Below are 17,048 nucleotides of genomic sequence, written 5' to 3'. Positions count from 1 at the left end.
GACAAGGGAGAGTTTAGCGCTCGTTGCCTCCGAAGCCCCTGAAGCCTCCCAAAGCCCCCGAGAGCTACCCAAAGCTCCCAAAGCGCCCCAAGCTTCCCAAGCTCCCGAGAGCTACCCAAAGCTCCCTCACCGGAACCGGTAGAAACCCGAACTGACATCAATTGCCCACTTTTATTCCGAACCTGGAGGTAACTCGATCGTGACTTCAGATTTCTTCAGTACGTTATTTATCTTCGCAGCGGCTGCGTTTGTGAGTTTCGAGGCGATCGGGAACATCCTACCCACCCTCGATACGCCACCGACGCTCCATACGTCCGCCCTCGCTCAAAGCCATGTACTAGATGGAACGGCAGCCACTCTGAATCATTAAGCCAAGAGATGGGAGGAGGAGGGAGGAAGAATGCGGTGACGCGGTAAAGAACAATCTGCCCATTGTCAATTGTCAATTGTCAATTGTCCATTCACTCCTCCCCCTGCCCCCAAATCTTCCCAAGCCCCTCAAACACTCGGAGGTCTAATATGACAGAACTTCTTAGCGCATTAACGGTCTTCGTTCTCGCCTCGTTCGTCGGTTTCGAGGTCATCAATAAGGTTCCACCCACCTTGCACACGCCTTTGATGTCCGGTGCCAATGCCATTTCCGGGATTGCCATCGTCGGTGCCATCTTAGCCGCCGGCCCTCAATCCTGGAATCTCTCGGTGGTGCTGGGTTTAGTTGCCGTGGTTCTGGCGACGATTAACGTCGTCGGTGGCTTTCTGGTCACCGATCGCATGTTGCAAATGTTCAAAAAGAAGGAGGTCAAGGCATGAATGCCATTCTACCGACAGGAATCGAGCTGGCTTATCTGGTCGCCGCATCCTTGTTTATTTTGGGTTTGAAATTGCTGGGTTCCCCCGCTAGCGCCCGCCGAGGCAATCAACTCGCAGCGGTGGGAATGGCACTGGCCACGATCGCCACCCTGTTGCAACAGTCGGTGTTAAATTACGAGATGATTCTGTTGGGGGTCATCCTGGGTTCCCTCATTGGCGCGATCGCCGCTCAAAAGGTGGCGATGACGGCTATGCCCCAGATGGTGGGGATTTTCAACGGGGTTGGCGGTGCGGCTTCGGCGTTGGTGGCGATCGCCGAGTTCTGGCGGCTGCTGCAACTTGAGGGCACGGTTCCCTGGGATACGACCTTTGTGGTGGTGGTGGGGATTGCCATCGGCGGTATTACCCTCACCGGTAGTGGCTTGGCGTTTGCGAAGTTGCAGGGTCTCGTGAGCGGTTCTCCGGTGACGTTTCCTTTGCAGCAAGTCGTCAACGTCCTCCTGCTGGGGGAATTGCTGCTGGCTGCGGTCTATCTACCCTTCCATCCCCAGGATTTGACGGTTTTTTTAGTGGCGGTGGGGGTTTCCCTGCTGTTGGGGGCGCTGTTCGTCTTGCCTATTGGCGGTGCGGATATGCCCGTTGTCATCTCCCTCCTCAACTCTCTCTCGGGTTTGGCGGCGAGCGCGGCCGGGTTTATCTTAGCCAATAATATGCTGATTATTGCCGGGGCGCTGGTGGGTGCGTCGGGATTGATTCTCACCCAGATTATGTGCAAGGCGATGAATCGTCCGTTGAGGAACGTTCTCTTCGGTGCCTTTGGTGGCGGTAGCGGTTCCTCGAGTGGTGCGGCTGGGGGCAACTCCGATAAAGTGGTGCACGCCATCGATGCGGAAGAAGGGGCGATGATGCTCGGTTACGCCCGTTCTGTGGCGATCGTGCCGGGTTACGGTATGGCGGTTGCTCAAGCGCAACACAGCGTGCGCGAACTGGCCGACCAATTGGAAAAAATGGGGGTTGAGGTCAAATATGCCATCCACCCCGTGGCCGGACGGATGCCGGGGCATATGAACGTCCTCCTGGCGGAAGCGAACGTGCCCTACGATCGCCTCTACGATATGGATGATATCAATGCCGAGTTCGATCGCACGGACGTGGCATTGGTGATTGGTGCGAACGATGTCGTCAACCCGGCCGCTCGCCACGATGCCAGCAGCCCTATCTACGGCATGCCCATTCTGAACGTGGATAAAGCCGATCGCACCATTGTCATCAAGCGCAGTATGCGCGTGGGCTTTGCTGGAGTGGATAACGAGCTGTTTTACAACGATAAAACGATGATGCTCTTCGGTAGCGCTCAGGATGCGGTGTCGCAACTCGTGACTGAGGTCAAGCAGTTGTAACGCTCGATCGCGTCAATTTTCGATCGCAAAATACAGCCATTTGAGACTCACGAGAATTTGCCGATCGCAAGACTTGGAATTGAGTAGGGGTTCACGACCGTTGACCCCTACTGTCGTCTTTCTCACTTCGATGGCTTGATTTTATATTAATTTTATTTTGAAACGAACGTTTAAGTTGCAAACCTTCTAAAGGTATCATATAGAAAAATAATTTGCAATTCTATGCCGTTAGTTCATCGGTAGATTCCGATAATCAAATATCTCAATTATTCCTCAAATAAAAGTAAATCTGGTAACAAATTGAACTTCTGAAATGCTCGCCCGGAACAGATAGCAGCTATATTGTTAAAACTTTATAAATCATTATTCGATCGCATTGCCAGACCAATCCCGTTGCTCTCGGTAAACTCAGGATTATTAACAACAAATTAAAGCGATCGCCATCGACTATTCTTAGAGCCATAGATTCATTTAACAAAACTTGCAAGCTCATTGACTGTCGAGATCCTATAGAGCGGGCTAATGTGAAACGCATTAGTCTTTTTTTTCAGAGACCTCAAAGCGAAAAACGATCGGATCTGGGTTCAGATCTGGGTTTAGGACTCTTGTTATCGTCGATCGACTTAATGCCGATCGACAAAAGTTGAAAACAGGCGGCTCAATCGTCGCCTTCATGGGTTATCTATCCGTCGAAGGCAATAGATACCCAACGGAAATTCCGTCAAAGGTGAGGAGTAGGATTTTCCCTAGACCGATCGACCATCGCTCGCCCTTAAGTCCGTTGACCCATTCGTACTGGAGGCAACCGGGGGCAAAATTTTGCCGATCCCAAAATCTGGGATTTCCACTGGGGTGACGGTGTCAAGGTCAACTTTGAATGTGTGGAAGTCTTGCAACGGCATTATAACATCATGACTTATTTCATCACCGAGCGCTGTATTTTGTGCGATAGCTGTATCCCTCAGTGCCCGAAAGACGCGATTAAACACGAGGAAGGAGAATATTGGATCGATCCCACCCGGTGTGATTCTTGCCAAGATCGCTCCCCCATCCCAGAGTGCGTCGTGGTTTGTCCCGTGAGTTCGCCGGTTCCACTGCCGCCAAAAAAAGGGCGATCGAAAGTGGGCAGCCGACCGATTTCGAGTCCCGACCTATTTCTAACCGGTAAAAGCAACCCCTTTGCCTCGGCCATGGTGATGTGGGAACTGTGCAACATTTTGGCACAGCGGCAATCGCTCCCCTGGCAGGTAGATTCGTCGGGGTACCTCCACTACCAGCGACAGATTAACCGCAGTCGCGGAACCCTAGATTTTTGGATCGCAGGGACTCCCGATTCCGACGTTCCCTTAGAAAGCGAGGCGGCCAAAGCGGCGCTCGCCACCTTCGATCTGCGTGCGGCCTGTCTGAATTTGATTTACGCCGCCTACGCCGTCACCCTCGAACGTCCTTGGGAAGAAGACTTTACGATCGACGATCGCCAAATCGAGCAATATCTGGGACTCGAAAAGCGCAGAGACCTGAGCAAACTTGAAAAGCTCACCCTGATTAAAGACTTCGTCAGCCAATCGTGCAGCGTCCTCGCCTCCATCCAATGGCCCCGGCAGGGTAAAGTGGCAGAATTTTCCGTCGAAGCTAGTCCTCTATGGCATTTGAGGGATATCGAGTATCACTTTCAAGAGGATAATTCCGGTTGCAAGCACCTCGTCGGCTTGACCTTCAAAATTCGCGCTGGAATCTGGGCCCAATACTTTCTCAACAAACAGGGTTACCAAAATCGCACCGCATTCTACCAATACGGTCATTTACCTCAGTCTCTCCTCATCGAGGTGATGAGTATTTGGCAGCAACATGAAGGTGCCGCGCGCATTCTGCTGTGGCTGCTGTTCAAAAGTCGTTTGGGAACCGAGCAGCGCCTCACCGTCCGCACCCTGATGCGAGTGGCCTACGGAGAAGAACGAGTGACCCGAGCCTCCTCTCAACGGAGCACGCGCAAGCGATTGCTGCGAACGTTTGAAGGGGATCTCGAAGCCCTTCACCACTACGGTCTCAAACCGGTCTTCGACCCGATTACCTACCCGGTGGAAATTCAGCCCTTGTGGACGAAACTCGCCCAAATTCCCGATGATGCAGAAGCCGCAGCTGCATTTTGGGCCTCAGACGGCAGCGGTCACCAACGATTAACCGACACCGCTCCCCGAGGCAAGTGGGATCGGTTGATGAACGCCCGGTTTTTGCACTTCGAACTGCCCCCCGAATGGGCGCGCAAACCATCTCCGTCTCGATCGAAAAAGCGACGCAAAACGAATCGAAAATCCCCACAACCCTCCGGGTTACCCGGTTCGACCATCTCTGCCGCTAGAAAGCGCCTTCAGTTGAGCCAAAGGGAGTTAGCCAACCGAATTGGCAAAAGCCAGAGTTGGATTCGCGATATCGAAAACGAACGCTTTCAAGCGAGTTTGAAGGATGTGGCGCTCTTGCGTCAGGTTTTAGAAATCGAGCGATAGTGCCACGTGCAACATATAGCAGTCCCGGCCGGTCTCATTACAAATTTTCAGTCATGGGGAACGGGGAATAGTTTTGGAAGCTGCCATATTTCATCGCAGTCGCCACGACCGTGTTTGACAACACCAGACAATTTTGCGATCTTGCTGAAGTCTTCCCCCCCTGCTCCCGAAGCTCCCGAAGCTCCCGAAGCCCGGCTTCACAAGTGTCCTAATTACTATGGCGAGACTATATTTCCGTCGCGCGATCGAGATCCTGCGCCGCTTCCATGAAAAATTGATATAAGTTTTAGTTAAATGGGAAAATAAACGTTCCGTCGATAGCTGCTGTCGGCGCGTTCTCGTTCGACCCGATCGCTAAAACAAATCAGTTGATAAAAGTCTCTAGAAATCATGCTCAAAGGTACGGAGATTGGCAGCTACGCGCCAGATTTTGAATTACCCGGTATTGACGGTACGGTTCACCACCTCGCTCGGTATCTGGAAACATCTGCAGCGGTGGTCGTAGTGTTTCTGGGAAATGATTGTCCGCAAGTCCTGGCGTACCTCGATCGCCTCAAACAATTACAAGCCGAATTTGCCGAGGCGCAGGTTTCTTTCATCGGCATCAATCCCAACGAAACCAGCCAGCACCCGGAAGAAAGTATCGAAAATATGGGCGTATTCCGCGCTACCCACGAACTCAATTTTTCTTATATTCGGGACGTGACGCAAGAAGTGGCCAAGTGCTTTGGCGCGCAGGTGACTCCAGAAGCCTTCGTACTCGATGGGGAAGGAGTTTTGCATTACCGAGGGGCGATCGACGATAACCCTGAAGATGCCGAAGCCGTGGGAACCCCCTATCTCAAAAAGGCGATCGCCCAACTGCTCGCTGGGGATTCGATCGAGATTTCCCAAACCGAGGCGGTGGGTTGTCCGGTGAAATGGAAAAGTTGAGCGTAGGCGATCGCATCAACGAACTCATCCAACGCAGTACGCGATCCGCAATCGCCAAGAATAAGCGGCTCTTTAGCCGCACCTCAAAATTTTCTAGGTGGTTGATTCTCCTGGCAATGGCGAAGGAATCGACTCTCGAGCGATAAATTAGCAACATCTCAAATCGATAAATGGGTTGCTATGCTAAAAACAGAAGGTTGCGGACACCCGCAAAGACTTTCACTTTAAGACCGCCAAGCAACTGACGGACAATCACGACCTAATAGCTCACGAGAAGTTGAACGTCAAAGGTTTGGCGCGAACCCGGCTTGCCAAATCGGTTCTAGATGCTGGCTGGGGACAATTCCTGTCTATACTCGCAAACAAAGCTGTGAATGCTGGTTTGTTAACGGTTGCAGTGAATCCCAGAAACACCTCACAGAACTGCTCTAACTGCGGAACTAAGGTTCCGAAAAAACTGAAAGACCGCGTTCATTCGTGCCCCAAATGTGGGTACACAGCACACAGAGATGAAAACGCGGCGAGAAACATTCTGAAACTGGCGTTATAGAACGCTTTGGCGGTAGGGCATTCCGTCAATAAAGCTTACCGAGTATCCGAACTGTTGGGTGGAGTTGGTAAGAAGCCCGCGCTAGACCTGGGGAGTGGCGTAAGCTACGACCGATCGGGTTAGCGTCGGGAGGATGTCACAGTCTTGTTAATTGCGGGTCGAGTGCAAGGAGCTTACAAAACTGGCAAAATGTGGCTGATACCCTTATTTAAAGGTAGACCCATCATCCAACGCGGCACTCGGGGTCCGGCTCCGAGTTGGCGAAATCCCAGGAAGCCTGCCAAAACTATCGTTCACGTCAACTCTCACAAGATTCGACATAATCATAAGACCAAGGAACGACTGCCAGTCATTACCGTCAAAAAGGGTCAAACCAATATTTACGGGCATGAGGTGGAAATCCCTGGAGGATGTCGCGTGGTATATCGTCCCGACAGTCCCACGTGTCGTGCGAGGGTTTGGATTGAGACCCTCTACGACGTTCGAGTGTTCGACTTGGGCAACACGATCGCTCCAAATCCGGATAATCGATCGCAAATATTGCACTAAGCATTCAGCATCGACACTCAGCACTCGGTCACCGCCTTGCGATCGCTTTTAAACTGGAGTCGATCGCGATATTGATCGTTGTTCTCGACTGTCTTGACGAGCATCGCTCCCTCTTGCCAGACGGATTGAGTGACGCCACTTGTCTGTGCGCGTCCGAACTGAATACAGCGATATACAAAATTGCGACATCGAGGTGACAACCCGATCGAGGTCAGCTTTTTGAGTTGTCCCTCCGATGGCTCGATCGCTACATCTCCAAAACTCGCACCAAAAACGCCCAACGATCGGCTAACTCCTCGATCGTCTTCGCCGTCGGTTTCCCTGCCCCATGTCCGGCTTTGGTTTCGATGCGAATCAAGAGCGGATTTTCCCCCTCTCCTGCCGCTTGCAACGCTGCTGCAAACTTGAAGCTGTGAGCGGGAACCACCCGATCGTCGTGGTCTGCGGTAGTAATCATCGTCGCCGGATATGCCGTACCGGGTTTGAGATTGTGCAGGGGAGAATAGGCGTAGAGGGCTTTGAACTCCTCGGGATTGTCGGGGGAACCGTAGTCAGAACACCAAGCCCAGCCGATGGTAAATTTGTGGAAGCGCAGCATATCCAGCACCCCCACCGCAGGTAAAGCCGCCGCAAATAGGTCGGGACGTTGGGTCATGCAAGCCCCCACCAGCAAGCCGCCGTTACTGCCACCACCAATGGCAAGTTTTTCCGAACGGGTGTAGCCGTTGGCAATCAGCCACTCGGCAGCCGCAATAAAATCATCGAAGACGTTCTGCTTGTTGAGTTTGGTTCCCCCTTGGTGCCACGCTTCCCCGTATTCGCCACCACCGCGTAGGTTGGGAATCGCCAATACGCCACCGAGTTCCATCCACACCGACTGTCCGACGCTAAACGAGGGAGTGAGGGAAATATTAAAGCCACCGTAGCCGTAGAGATAGGTGGGATTTTGCCCGTCGAGTTCGATGCCTTTTTTGTGGGTGATAAACATCGGTACGCGGGTGCCATCTTTACTCTCGTAGAAAATTTGGGTGGTTTCGTACTCGCTGGGGTTGAAATCCACCTGGGGTTGGCGAAAGACGCTGCTTTCTCCAGTCGTCATGTCGTAACGGTAAATAGTGGTGGGGGCAGTGAAGCCGCTGAAACTGTAGAAGGTTTCGGTGTCGTGGCGCTTGCCGCCAAATCCCCCGGCAGAACCGATGCCGGGTAACTCGACATCCCGAACGAAGGAACCATCGAGGTTGAAGATTTTAATGTCCGTACGGGCATCTTTGAGGTAGCTGGCGACGAACTGGTTGTTGAGCAGTCCCACTCCTTCGAGTACGTCTTCCGCTTGGGGGAGAATTTCGGTGCGTTCTCCCGTTTTGGTTTCGATCGCAATTAACCGGCCGCGCGGGGCATCGAGGTCGGTGCGGAACCAGAACGCCGACCCTTCATTGTCGACAAAAGCGTACTCGGCTTCAAACTCGCGAATCAGTTCCACCACCGGCGCATCGGCAACGGTTAAATCCTGGTAGAAGACCAAGTTTTTCGGATCGGTTCCCCGCCACACGGAGATAATTAGGTATCGCCCATCTTCGGTAACGCCGCCGCTAAATCCCCATTCTTTCTCATCGGGCCGTTCGTAGATGAGGGTATCTTCGGTTTGGTCGGTGCCGAGGCGATGGTAGTACAGTTTTTGGAAATAGTTGATATCTTCGTATTTGGTGTCTTCGTTGGGTTCGTCGTAGCGACTGTAGAAGAACCCCTGGCTGTCGTGAGTCCAGGATGCGCCGGAGAATTTAATCCATTTGAGATGGTCTGCCAAATCCTCACCGGTATCTACATCCCGCACTTGCCACTCCTGCCAGTCGGAACCGGAACTCGACAAGCCGTAAGCCATGAACTTGCCGTCTTCGCTAATGGCATATCCGGATAGGGCAACGGTTCCATCTTCGGAGAGGGTGTTGGGATCGAGGAGAACGCGGGGTTCGTCATCGAGGGATTGCAAGACGTAGAGGACGCTTTGGTTTTGCAGGCCGTCGTTTTTAAAGAAAAAATAGCGATCGCCCCGTTTGAAAGGCGTGCCGAATTTCTCGTAATCCCAGAGTTGCGTCAGCCGTTCTTTGATGCGATCGCGCTGGGGAATTTGGGACAGAAACCCCGAGGTAACTTGGTTTTGCCCTTCGATCCAGGTGCGAGTTTCCTCAGAATCTGGGTCTTCGAGCCAGCGGTAGGGATCGGCGACGTCGATACCGTGATAGTTATCGATTTGGTCGGCTTGGCGGGCGATCGGGTAGTTGAAGGGACGGCTGGCACTGGACATGAGATCGCGATTTTGAGGAACGTTTTTTAATCTAGCATTGGAGCGGGTGAATTCGGAATTCGGAATTCGGAATTCGGAATTTGGGGAGGGTTTTTGCTGTTTCCAGGGCGATCGAGTTGTAGCGTGGGCAGTATTGAAGGTTGGAACGAACTTTGACACTCACGATCTAACTGCTCACCAACTGTGATTGAGTTCCGCGCGGATGAAAGGCTCGATCGTTAATCGATGATTTGTATCGATCGCAGAACGATCTAACTTTACCCAGATTTCGGGATGGTGGGCAGCTAATGGTACTTTGACAACTTTTCAACCTTTTCGCCGCTTAACCCCTTACTGGGACTAGGATTTAGGTCAAATCCCGAAAAATCGCTCAAACCCCTGCGGTTGTCAGGTTTCTGTTATTTCAACCTATAAGCATTACTGTGTAAGGGTTTGAGCTAAAAATAACACTAATTTTTGTCAAAGTACCACTATCTGCTTTTCACACGATCCACCCTACAATTCTCTTTCTCAAAAATGTCTCGCCCCAATCGTCACTTTCAATCGGGAAAGAAAGCATCTTCCGGACAGATGTGGCTACTGTGGAACGATTGGGAGAAAGTACAATACCGACTAAATCGTTTAAGAGTTCCCCAACCTCCGAAGCGAGGTAAATTACCACTAGGTGCTTCCAGAGAAAACAGTTGATTCTCCTTGGATAACCACTTTCCTCCTATTAGCCAGCCTAACTTTCCTTTTGTTCGCCAGCCTAAGCGATCGCCTAACTTACATTCTGTTTTCCAATCTGCTTTACCACCCAATTCTTCCCAAATTTGCTGCTGAATGCTGAATCCAAATCGACCGTTGCTGTAGTGTACCCAAAGTCGATCGATGGTTTGTAAATCCTCGCAAGGAAAGTTCTCGATCGAATCATAATCCAGCCCACCTTCTTCCTCTCGATTCGCCACTAGTAGCATTACCCGCGCCGTTTCTTCGTCCGCTTCTTGCCACTTCTGGGCCGCGAGCAAATCCCGCAGGTGGGTATAATCTGCCCCTGTTGCCGATTTCAACTCAATTTCCGAAGTGGGAGGTTCCGGTTGCGATTTAGGTATTGGTTTCGGTTTGGGGGTCACTTCCGGTTCCGGGACAATTTCCGGGACAACTCGCGCCACCATTTGTGCGGTCATCGGTTCCACATCCTCATCCCGCAGTTCCAACACCCCCTGAAACCGCTTTAGTTTGCGCCTATCGCTGTTTCGCAGCTTACCCCCCCGTTGCTGGACGACTTTCGCCAATGCCGCCTCGTACTTTTTCAACTTCTCCTGTCGCTGCCGTAGCGGTTCCATCACCTCCCATTCGATGTCTGCTGCCACCTCTGCTGCAATTCCCAATTTCTGCTGCAACTCATCCAAACAAAGGCGATTGAGAAAATGCATTTCCCCCTGCAAAACGTCGATATCCCCTTCATCCTCATCAACCAACTCCTGCACCGCCTTGCGATACTTCAACTGCGGGTCATCTTGGGGAGACTTGGCCAGAAAAATCCGCGAACCATCTTCCACGGGATAGAACTTTGGTGTCATCGCCGGAGAGGCTTCTCGTACCTTCTCGCTGGCATAGTCGTGCAGTTCCTGCGCGTCGATTCTGCCGTCGTTATCGAGGTCTGCCGCGCCGGTTTTGATGCCTTCCACCAGGTAGCGGGTATAAATCGACAGTTGGGAATCCTTTGAATTTTCCGAGGCAAACGAAAACTCCGTGGCACTCGATGAGGTAAGAATTGCCCGTCCTTTGCCCCCCAGTTGCGCCTGGAGGTTCGCCATCCCATCGCTTTTCACTGTCATTCCCTTAGCAAAGGCACCGCTAAAGCAGCAGTCGAGAATCATCACCTGCCGCATTGAGGAACTGTCAGTCATTTGCCGTTGCAGTGTGTTGGCCTCCACTGCCGTATGAAACACCACATCGCCTCGCTTGTCTTGCTGGATTTCCGGTGTCGCCAGAAAAAATCGACCCTTGGCATCGACAACCCCATGGCCGGAAAAATAGAACAGAACCAGGTCGTCTTTTTCGCGATAGGCAAACAGTTCGTAGATAGCTGCTTCCATTTCCGGTTTGGAGGGATTCGGCAGTTGCGTCACCCTATCGAACTCTCCTCGATTCGGATCTTGCAAAACCTCTGCCATGGCTTCGATATCTTTTGCCGCGCTGGGTAGAGGTTGGAATCCGTTGTCTGATTTGCTTGCCGATTTATGTTGAGATTTGCTTTGATATTCGCTGACACCAATCAGCAGCGCGACTTTTGCCATCGAGAGTGTATCGAGTTGAGTTTACACAAAGAGTAAGGGATGTGCGGGAAAATAGTGTACCCATTGCAGGGGTCTTAGCGCAGCTATGCCGACAGGCTATACGGCCGTTGACCCCTACCGGTGTATTTTGGATGACGCAGGTACTTTCTTTATTTGCAAGTCCCTAAATGCGTTAGCAGGGCAATTATCAGAACTTTCAGATGAATGAACAAACTGGATACGCGGTGCGTGCCAGTCTTGAGGGAAGACTCTAGGCAAGCAAGATGCTCGCACTGTTTATGGTTACATTATCCCTCCAAAAATCGTTTCGCCTGTTCCATGGCAAATTCCAAATCCTTAGCATTACTCACGCGAAGTTCGAGAGACTTGCCGTTGCCTTCGACTTTAATTTCGATGGTTCGATTGAAAACGCGACCTCCCACAAACCGGAGAACGGAGAGAAAATGCTGGGGCGTAATTTCGGCCGTGAGGACGTTAATAATTTGACCCCCGAGACTTTTGGCATAGGCAGGTACTTCGGCAGCCGGAGTCGGGTATACGTCATTCACCCCATCGATTTCAGCGATTTCGTTTCTGAGACGAACCGTTGCAGTTTGCAATTGTTCTTCGTCTGATTCGGGATCGGATAGGGTCAGGGTAACATTCAGCATGGATTCGCTCATTGAATTGATTCGAGTTTTACGTCGGTATGGATATCGGTCAACATGGCAACATCTGGGGATGCGAGTGGAGGCGCCACGATCCCCTTTTTACGCCATTCCACCTTCCATCCGGTATAACAAACCGTACCCGCATCGTCACTGAATCTCGATCTCGCGGTTTTATTGAGAACGATCGAGGAAATCTGGGAAGTTCGATCGAAATACTCTAAAAATACTGTTGCGAAAACCCGAGACATCGACCCTTCCGTTTAAAATCGATCGAATCACCAGTAGAAGTATTGAAAAGAGAGGTATTAGAAGAAAGTGAAACTCGCATCGAAGTCGGGCAACTGATAGGTGTTTACGCCAAACCCTTAGCAGACGATCTGGTTTTATCTTTTGCTGCTAAAGTTTTGACTCGAGAGTCCTGGAAACCGAATGCGAAAATATTGGAGGTAAAATACTTCGATAGACCTAACTTACCCTCACAAATGAGTGAAGTCATCCGGATTATAATTCACGATACTTTTGATGATAAAACCGGAATTTTTCGTGTTTTAAGCGCTACTAAATTCTAATTATTTCTTTATATTTTAGATAGTATTTTATCGATCTGATAGGAGAATATTAACCATGAAATCCTTAAGTCCTTTCGTCTTATCTGTTCTTTCGATCGCAACTTTAGGACTACTCTCCGCTTGTGGGGGTCGCGCCAGACTCGAAGCGTGCAATTTCGTAGAAATCGAAGATGCAGAAGTGGAAGTCGATTTCGGGGACGTAGATATCGAACGGGGTGAGGTGGAAATGGTCTGCGGCGATAAACTCGTCGATGTCACCTGGGGTGAATTTCGGCAACAGCTGAGAATCGATCCGGGACAATATAAAAATAACCTCGCCGCCTTCAAGCGCGAGGTACAATGCAGCATCGAAGAAGGTTCTCGCCGCAAACAAGTTCTGTGTACCTCATCTGCTGTGCCGAATCAGTTCGTGGGTTTGAATTTCAGTTACGATGATTAGTTGCGCTCCCAACCTTAGCGATCGTCAGAAGTATTGAGCATATCGCGAGGGGAGGGCAACGAGCGCTAAATTTTTCCTGTTGCCCCATTCCCCATTCCCCATTCCCCATTCCCTATTCCCCATTCCCCAGCATGACTCCAACTGCCGAACAACTTGCCGCCCTTGACGACAAACTCTCCAAACGGTTTATCAATCTCGATCCGGCGGGGTATTTTATTATTTACCTCGATCCCGAAGCCGGACTCATCTGCGCCAAACATTACACCAACACGATTAACGAAAAAGGCTTAGCCGTCGATCCCGAAACCGGAGAACCCTTTCCAGTGCGCGGTACAGTCCAACGCCAACATACCACCGTGTTCACCGGACGGACGGCAAAAGAACTTGGCATGAAAATTACCGAACAAACAGACCCGCCGCCTCTCACTTGTTTGGATCATGCCCTGTACTTGGGGCGAGAGTTCGTGCGGGCGGAAATCGCTTTACTTGCCGGTGAAGAATACGTTCAGGATTGAAGGTGTTGGCGAGCATCGGGAGCATCGGAAGCCTCGCTTGCTCTTGGGAGAAGAATGCTAGTGACGCTGGGCTTATCGTCATCTATTGCAGTTCTCAAGTCAGTAAAGTCCGATCGTGAATCTCAAGTCCCCCTTAAAAAGGGGGATTTAGGGGGATCGTCCATATCTCTTCCATTTGAGAAACGCTATCGGACTCGATGAATATCGGTTTGAGAACCGCCACACTCGTACTCGTTCTCACGGCATCACCGTGTCTGTCTGATGCTGCCCGCCAACCCCAACATCGATCCCCAAATGCGATCGGGGTGGGCAACGGCTAAGATTCGATCGATATCCAGAACCAATGCGTTCGCGAAGCGTCTCCTAGCCCTGAAAGGGCGGCTGCGCCAAGGTCGAATCGCCGCCATTAGCGACCCGACAAGCTATCCAATCCCGCGCCTGACATGAAATTACGATCGAAAATGTTGGAAACCCCCCTCTTGCGTCAAGACTAGATCGAACTGACTCTCGTTCGTATCTGCAACACAAACCTTCTTGGTGTCAGTAATCGTTCCCACAACCGCTGCCCCATTTCCCAGTTGCGCCACCCAGGCTTTTGCTGCCTCCATCGGCAAGCACAACACCAGTTCAAAATCTTCTCCACCGTACAGCACCCAATCGAGGGCGGTCTCTGGCCCAACGAGTTGGGTTAACCCCCGGTGAACGGGAATCCCATTTAACGTTGCCCCCACACCGCTTTCCCGGCAAATTTGCAGCACCGCATCGGCGAGTCCGTCGCTACTATCCATCCCCGCCACCCGCGTCGTATCCCCCAGGGCTGCCCAGAGAAAGGGCAGGGCATCCAAACGGGGAATCGGGCGCTGGTGGGCGCGAATGAGGGAGGTTCGATCGCCCTCGTTCAAATGTTGCCCGATTTCCGGGTTCAGCAGCAGTTCCAAACCGGCGCGAGACAATCCGTGAGGCCCGCTGATGGCGATCGCATCTCCCACTCGCGCCCGACTGCGGCGAATCTCGGCTTCCGGTTGGACGGAACCGAATGCGGTAATCGAAAGGGTTCGCACCGCACAACGGCAAATATCCCCCCCGACAATCTCCGTTTCATAGGGTTCGAGACAGTCCCTCATACCGGTATATAATTGCTCCACCCACGCTACGGGGGTATCGTCGGGAACGCCCAATCCGACGGTAATCCCCAGAGGAGTTGCCCCCATCGCCGCTAAGTCCGATAAATTGGCAGCAACGGCCCGCCATCCGGCATCGGCAGCAGAGGTAGTGCGATCGCTAAAGTGAACCCCATCCACTAACATATCGGTGGTGACAACCAAAGAGCGATCGTCACGAAAGGGAAGAGTTGCCCCATCATCCCCCACCACCGTTTGAGGACAAAAACGCCGAATCCGCTGCAACAGTCCCCGTTCTCCAATATCTCGTACGCGATCGCCCATTCCCCCTCGCCGATGAATTTCTAGACTCCAGTAAAAGTGTAAGCATTCGTGCGATCGGTCTTGGGCTTTGGGCGTTGGAATAAAATTTGAATGCGAAAGGTCACGATTGAGTTATTCCCACTCTTGCGAGTGAGTGTCGAGTTGAACGGCTTGATACAAGCGGATGGCTGACGAATCATCGCTCAATGCTTGTGTAAACGTCGGTCCGTCGCAAAATTTGAGGAGAGCTTTTCGCACTTTATCGAAGCTTAATAAAAGTCCGCCGCCGACAAAATTCACATAAAGTTTTGGAATAAGTATTGCCTTAGATCACCTCAAAAACTAATCTAAAACTTAGGGAAAAGCCCCTGCTGGAGCAAAGACCATGGAGCAAGGGCTAGCAAGCAACAAGCTAATTAATCGTTAGTGTCTCTAGGTTTTTGTACTCATCTTTAGGGAAAGTAAGCTAAAGGATGAGGGCTAGCTTAGAGACATTAACTGTACTCGAGAGTATATCAGAAGATATTCTTCCGAATGCTCTATTTTTGTCATCAATTATCAAAAACTATAAATTTCTCTATATTTTCTCAAACTTTCTCAATCAGGATTAAGTTTTCGTTTGTTTATTCGGCGATCGAGGCGAACTCGTGCCAGTCTGCTCGATCGAGAATCAATGACTTTAGCAATTTATAGCGCTACGCAAATGTGTTAGGACATCTACAAAATCTACAAGCTATAAATAGCAAGATTTTGGCTGACGGCTGAATGCTGATAGCTGAATGCTGACTGCGATATAGCTGTCGCCACGAGCGGCGCGGATGCTTTGAGCGTTAACCCGCGGTCTTTCTCCCCCATCTCCCCCTGCTCCCCCATCTCCTCATCTCCTCATCCAAACCGACTCGTGGGATAATAGCGCCGATCTGTTTAGCTTGTCACAAACCGCCATGCCCATCTCTGGTGCTACACCCGCTATCCTCGTTCTCGCCGATGGAACCACTTACACCGGTCGCTCGTTCGGTGCCACCGGAACCACGATTGGTGAAGTTGTCTTCAATACCGGGATAACTGGATATCAAGAAGTCTTAACCGATCCGAGTTACTGCGGTCAAATCGTCACCTTTACCTACCCGGAGTTGGGCAATGTGGGGGTCAATCCAGAAGACGAAGAATCAGGCCGTCCCCAAGTCAAAGGCGCGATCGCCCGCAACATCTGCAATCGTCCCAGTAACTGGCGATCGGCCGAGTCCCTCCCAGACTACCTCAAACAACACAACGTCCTGGGAATTGCCGGCATCGATACCCGCGCCCTCACCCGCAAGTTACGTTCCGTTGGGGCGATGAACGGGGGAATTTCCACAGAAATTCTCGATCCCGAAGAACTCTTGATTCGAGTCCAAGCCGCACCGAGTATGGCGGGGTTGAACCTGGTTCCCCAAGTCACCACCCCCCAAACCTACGAGTGGATGGAACCGACCAATGCCGCTTGGGAATTCAGCCCCACCGCCTGGGGCGAGGGAGGCGAAACCTATACCGTCGTCGCCATCGATTTTGGGGTGAAGCGCAATATCCTCCGCCGCTTGGCCAGTTACGGATGTAAAGTCATCGTCGTTCCCGCGAGTACCTCCCCGGAGGAAATTCTCCAATACGAACCCGACGGTATCTTTCTCTCTAACGGCCCTGGAGACCCCGCAGCGGTGGCAGAAGGCTGCGAAACCACCCAAGCCCTCCTCGACAGTGGCAAACCCATCTTCGGCATTTGCATGGGTCACCAAATTTTAGGGCGAGCGCTGGGGGCGAGTACGTTTAAGCTCAAATTCGGTCATCGCGGCCTCAATCAACCGGCGGGATTGCAGCAACAGGTGGAAATCACCAGCCAAAATCACGGATTTGCGATCGATGCCGACTCTCTGGCTTCGGATATCGAGATTACCCATCTCAATCTCAACGATCGCACCGTCGCGGGGTTGCAGCACAAAACGTTACCCCTCTTCTCGGTTCAATATCACCCCGAAGCCAGTCCCGGCCCTCACGATGCGGACTACCTGTTTGAAAAGTTCGTCAAAGCGATGGCTAAGACGCGAGGGTAAGACGCGGTGAGCAGGGGGAGGGGGAGCAGGGGGA

18 protein-coding genes and 1 pseudogene are annotated in these 17,048 nt (G+C 51.6%); 12 read left to right on the top strand and 7 right to left on the bottom strand.

Annotation, left to right across the window (positions count from 1 at the left end; translation table 11 throughout):
- The first annotated feature begins 199 nt into the window (after positions 1-199).
- From AC2215_RS08105 to AC2215_RS08075, 7 genes and pseudogenes are all read left to right on the top strand, one after another.
- Positions 200-370: a hypothetical protein gene (locus AC2215_RS08105; RefSeq protein ID WP_486809463.1), complete on the top strand. Its 171-nt coding sequence runs from the start codon at positions 200-202 to the stop codon at positions 368-370.
- Between the two features lie 149 nt (positions 371-519).
- Positions 520-810, top strand: coding sequence for an NAD(P) transhydrogenase subunit alpha part 2 (locus AC2215_RS08100; protein ID WP_486809462.1), 291 nt, complete (start codon positions 520-522; stop codon positions 808-810).
- A complete protein-coding gene (locus AC2215_RS08095; RefSeq protein WP_486809461.1) occupies positions 807-2,210 on the top strand; it encodes an NAD(P)(+) transhydrogenase (Re/Si-specific) subunit beta in 1,404 nt (467 codons plus the stop codon). Before AC2215_RS08100 ends, AC2215_RS08095 begins: the two co-directional genes overlap by 4 nt.
- 911 nt (positions 2,211-3,121) lie before the next feature.
- The gene (locus tag AC2215_RS08090; protein WP_486809460.1) at positions 3,122-4,714 is read left to right on the top strand and encodes a helix-turn-helix domain-containing protein; all 1,593 of its coding nucleotides are present in this window, start codon (positions 3,122-3,124) and stop codon (positions 4,712-4,714) included.
- A gap of 390 nt (positions 4,715-5,104) precedes the next feature.
- Entirely contained in the window at positions 5,105-5,647 is a 543-nt protein-coding gene (locus AC2215_RS08085; protein ID WP_486809459.1) for a thioredoxin family protein, read from the top strand.
- A 202-nt stretch (positions 5,648-5,849) separates the two neighbouring features.
- A pseudogene (locus AC2215_RS08080) lies at positions 5,850-6,197 on the top strand (RNA-guided endonuclease InsQ/TnpB family protein); the annotation flags it as partial.
- A 144-nt stretch (positions 6,198-6,341) separates the two neighbouring features.
- On the top strand, positions 6,342-6,746 hold the full coding sequence (locus AC2215_RS08075; protein WP_486809458.1) for a DNA-binding protein: 405 nt from the start codon (positions 6,342-6,344) through the stop codon (positions 6,744-6,746).
- Between the two features lie 17 nt (positions 6,747-6,763).
- Here AC2215_RS08075 and AC2215_RS08070 read toward each other — a convergent pair whose 3' ends face one another.
- The 5 genes from AC2215_RS08070 to AC2215_RS08050 form a co-directional block, all read right to left on the bottom strand.
- Positions 6,764-7,027, bottom strand: coding sequence for a hypothetical protein (locus AC2215_RS08070; protein WP_486809457.1), 264 nt, complete (start codon positions 7,025-7,027; stop codon positions 6,764-6,766).
- On the bottom strand, positions 6,994-9,048 hold the full coding sequence (locus AC2215_RS08065; RefSeq protein ID WP_486809498.1) for a prolyl oligopeptidase family serine peptidase: 2,055 nt from the start codon (positions 9,046-9,048) through the stop codon (positions 6,994-6,996). Before AC2215_RS08065 ends, AC2215_RS08070 begins: the two co-directional genes overlap by 34 nt.
- Positions 9,049-9,587: 539 nt before the next feature.
- On the bottom strand, positions 9,588-11,330 hold the full coding sequence (locus AC2215_RS08060) for a caspase, EACC1-associated type (protein ID WP_486809456.1): 1,743 nt from the start codon (positions 11,328-11,330) through the stop codon (positions 9,588-9,590).
- 287 nt (positions 11,331-11,617) lie between these two features.
- Positions 11,618-11,992, bottom strand: coding sequence for a hypothetical protein (locus tag AC2215_RS08055; RefSeq protein ID WP_486809455.1), 375 nt, complete (start codon positions 11,990-11,992; stop codon positions 11,618-11,620).
- Complete coding sequence (locus AC2215_RS08050; RefSeq protein WP_486809454.1) at positions 11,989-12,228, bottom strand: hypothetical protein; 240 nt, start codon at positions 12,226-12,228, stop codon at positions 11,989-11,991. The genes AC2215_RS08055 and AC2215_RS08050 overlap by 4 nt, the downstream gene beginning before the upstream one ends.
- A 42-nt stretch (positions 12,229-12,270) precedes the next feature.
- Between AC2215_RS08050 and AC2215_RS08045 the strand changes: the two genes are divergently transcribed.
- The 4 genes from AC2215_RS08045 (at position 12,271) to AC2215_RS08030 (ending at position 13,950) form a co-directional block, all read left to right on the top strand.
- Entirely contained in the window at positions 12,271-12,549 is a 279-nt protein-coding gene (locus tag AC2215_RS08045) for an NUDIX hydrolase (RefSeq protein ID WP_486809453.1), read from the top strand.
- A gap of 55 nt (positions 12,550-12,604) precedes the next feature.
- A complete protein-coding gene (locus tag AC2215_RS08040; RefSeq protein ID WP_486809452.1) occupies positions 12,605-12,988 on the top strand; it encodes a hypothetical protein in 384 nt (127 codons plus the stop codon).
- Positions 12,989-13,119: 131 nt separating this feature from the next.
- Positions 13,120-13,503 (top strand): DUF4346 domain-containing protein, encoded by a 384-nt coding sequence (locus AC2215_RS08035; protein ID WP_486809451.1) that lies wholly within the window; start codon positions 13,120-13,122, stop codon positions 13,501-13,503.
- A 261-nt stretch (positions 13,504-13,764) separates the two neighbouring features.
- Positions 13,765-13,950 (top strand): hypothetical protein, encoded by a 186-nt coding sequence (locus AC2215_RS08030; protein ID WP_486809450.1) that lies wholly within the window; start codon positions 13,765-13,767, stop codon positions 13,948-13,950.
- 2 nt (positions 13,951-13,952) lie between these two features.
- On the opposite strand, the gene thiL is transcribed toward AC2215_RS08030, so the two are convergent.
- Together thiL and AC2215_RS08020 are read right to left on the bottom strand one after the other, a co-directional pair.
- Positions 13,953-14,948: a thiamine-phosphate kinase gene (thiL, locus tag AC2215_RS08025; protein ID WP_486809449.1), complete on the bottom strand. Its 996-nt coding sequence runs from the start codon at positions 14,946-14,948 to the stop codon at positions 13,953-13,955.
- Between the two features lie 111 nt (positions 14,949-15,059).
- Complete coding sequence (locus AC2215_RS08020; protein ID WP_486809448.1) at positions 15,060-15,227, bottom strand: hypothetical protein; 168 nt, start codon at positions 15,225-15,227, stop codon at positions 15,060-15,062.
- A gap of 644 nt (positions 15,228-15,871) precedes the next feature.
- Between AC2215_RS08020 and carA the strand changes: the two genes are divergently transcribed.
- Positions 15,872-17,014, top strand: a complete 1,143-nt coding sequence (gene carA / locus AC2215_RS08015) for a glutamine-hydrolyzing carbamoyl-phosphate synthase small subunit (RefSeq protein ID WP_486809447.1) — start codon at positions 15,872-15,874, stop codon at positions 17,012-17,014.
- Positions 17,015-17,048 lie beyond the last annotated feature (34 nt).

Source organism: Zarconia sp. (genome assembly GCF_057467645.1).
Note: the sequence above shows the minus strand (reverse complement) of the source record. Positions and strands in the feature narration are given on the sequence as shown.

Coding starts and splice junctions, on each gene's coding strand:
- AC2215_RS08100 (WP_486809462.1), top strand. CDS start 520: ATGACAGAACTTCTTAGCGCATTAACGGTCTTCGTTCTCGCCTCGTTC.
- AC2215_RS08095 (WP_486809461.1), top strand. CDS start 807: ATGAATGCCATTCTACCGACAGGAATCGAGCTGGCTTATCTGGTCGCC.
- AC2215_RS08090 (WP_486809460.1), top strand. CDS start 3,122: ATGACTTATTTCATCACCGAGCGCTGTATTTTGTGCGATAGCTGTATC.
- AC2215_RS08085 (WP_486809459.1), top strand. CDS start 5,105: ATGCTCAAAGGTACGGAGATTGGCAGCTACGCGCCAGATTTTGAATTA.
- AC2215_RS08065 (WP_486809498.1), bottom strand. CDS start 9,048: ATGTCCAGTGCCAGCCGTCCCTTCAACTACCCGATCGCCCGCCAAGCC.
- AC2215_RS08060 (WP_486809456.1), bottom strand. CDS start 11,330: ATGGCAAAAGTCGCGCTGCTGATTGGTGTCAGCGAATATCAAAGCAAA.
- AC2215_RS08055 (WP_486809455.1), bottom strand. CDS start 11,992: ATGAGCGAATCCATGCTGAATGTTACCCTGACCCTATCCGATCCCGAA.
- AC2215_RS08050 (WP_486809454.1), bottom strand. CDS start 12,228: ATGTCTCGGGTTTTCGCAACAGTATTTTTAGAGTATTTCGATCGAACT.
- AC2215_RS08040 (WP_486809452.1), top strand. CDS start 12,605: ATGAAATCCTTAAGTCCTTTCGTCTTATCTGTTCTTTCGATCGCAACT.
- AC2215_RS08035 (WP_486809451.1), top strand. CDS start 13,120: ATGACTCCAACTGCCGAACAACTTGCCGCCCTTGACGACAAACTCTCC.
- AC2215_RS08030 (WP_486809450.1), top strand. CDS start 13,765: ATGCTGCCCGCCAACCCCAACATCGATCCCCAAATGCGATCGGGGTGG.
- thiL (WP_486809449.1), bottom strand. CDS start 14,948: ATGGGCGATCGCGTACGAGATATTGGAGAACGGGGACTGTTGCAGCGG.
- carA (WP_486809447.1), top strand. CDS start 15,872: ATGCCCATCTCTGGTGCTACACCCGCTATCCTCGTTCTCGCCGATGGA.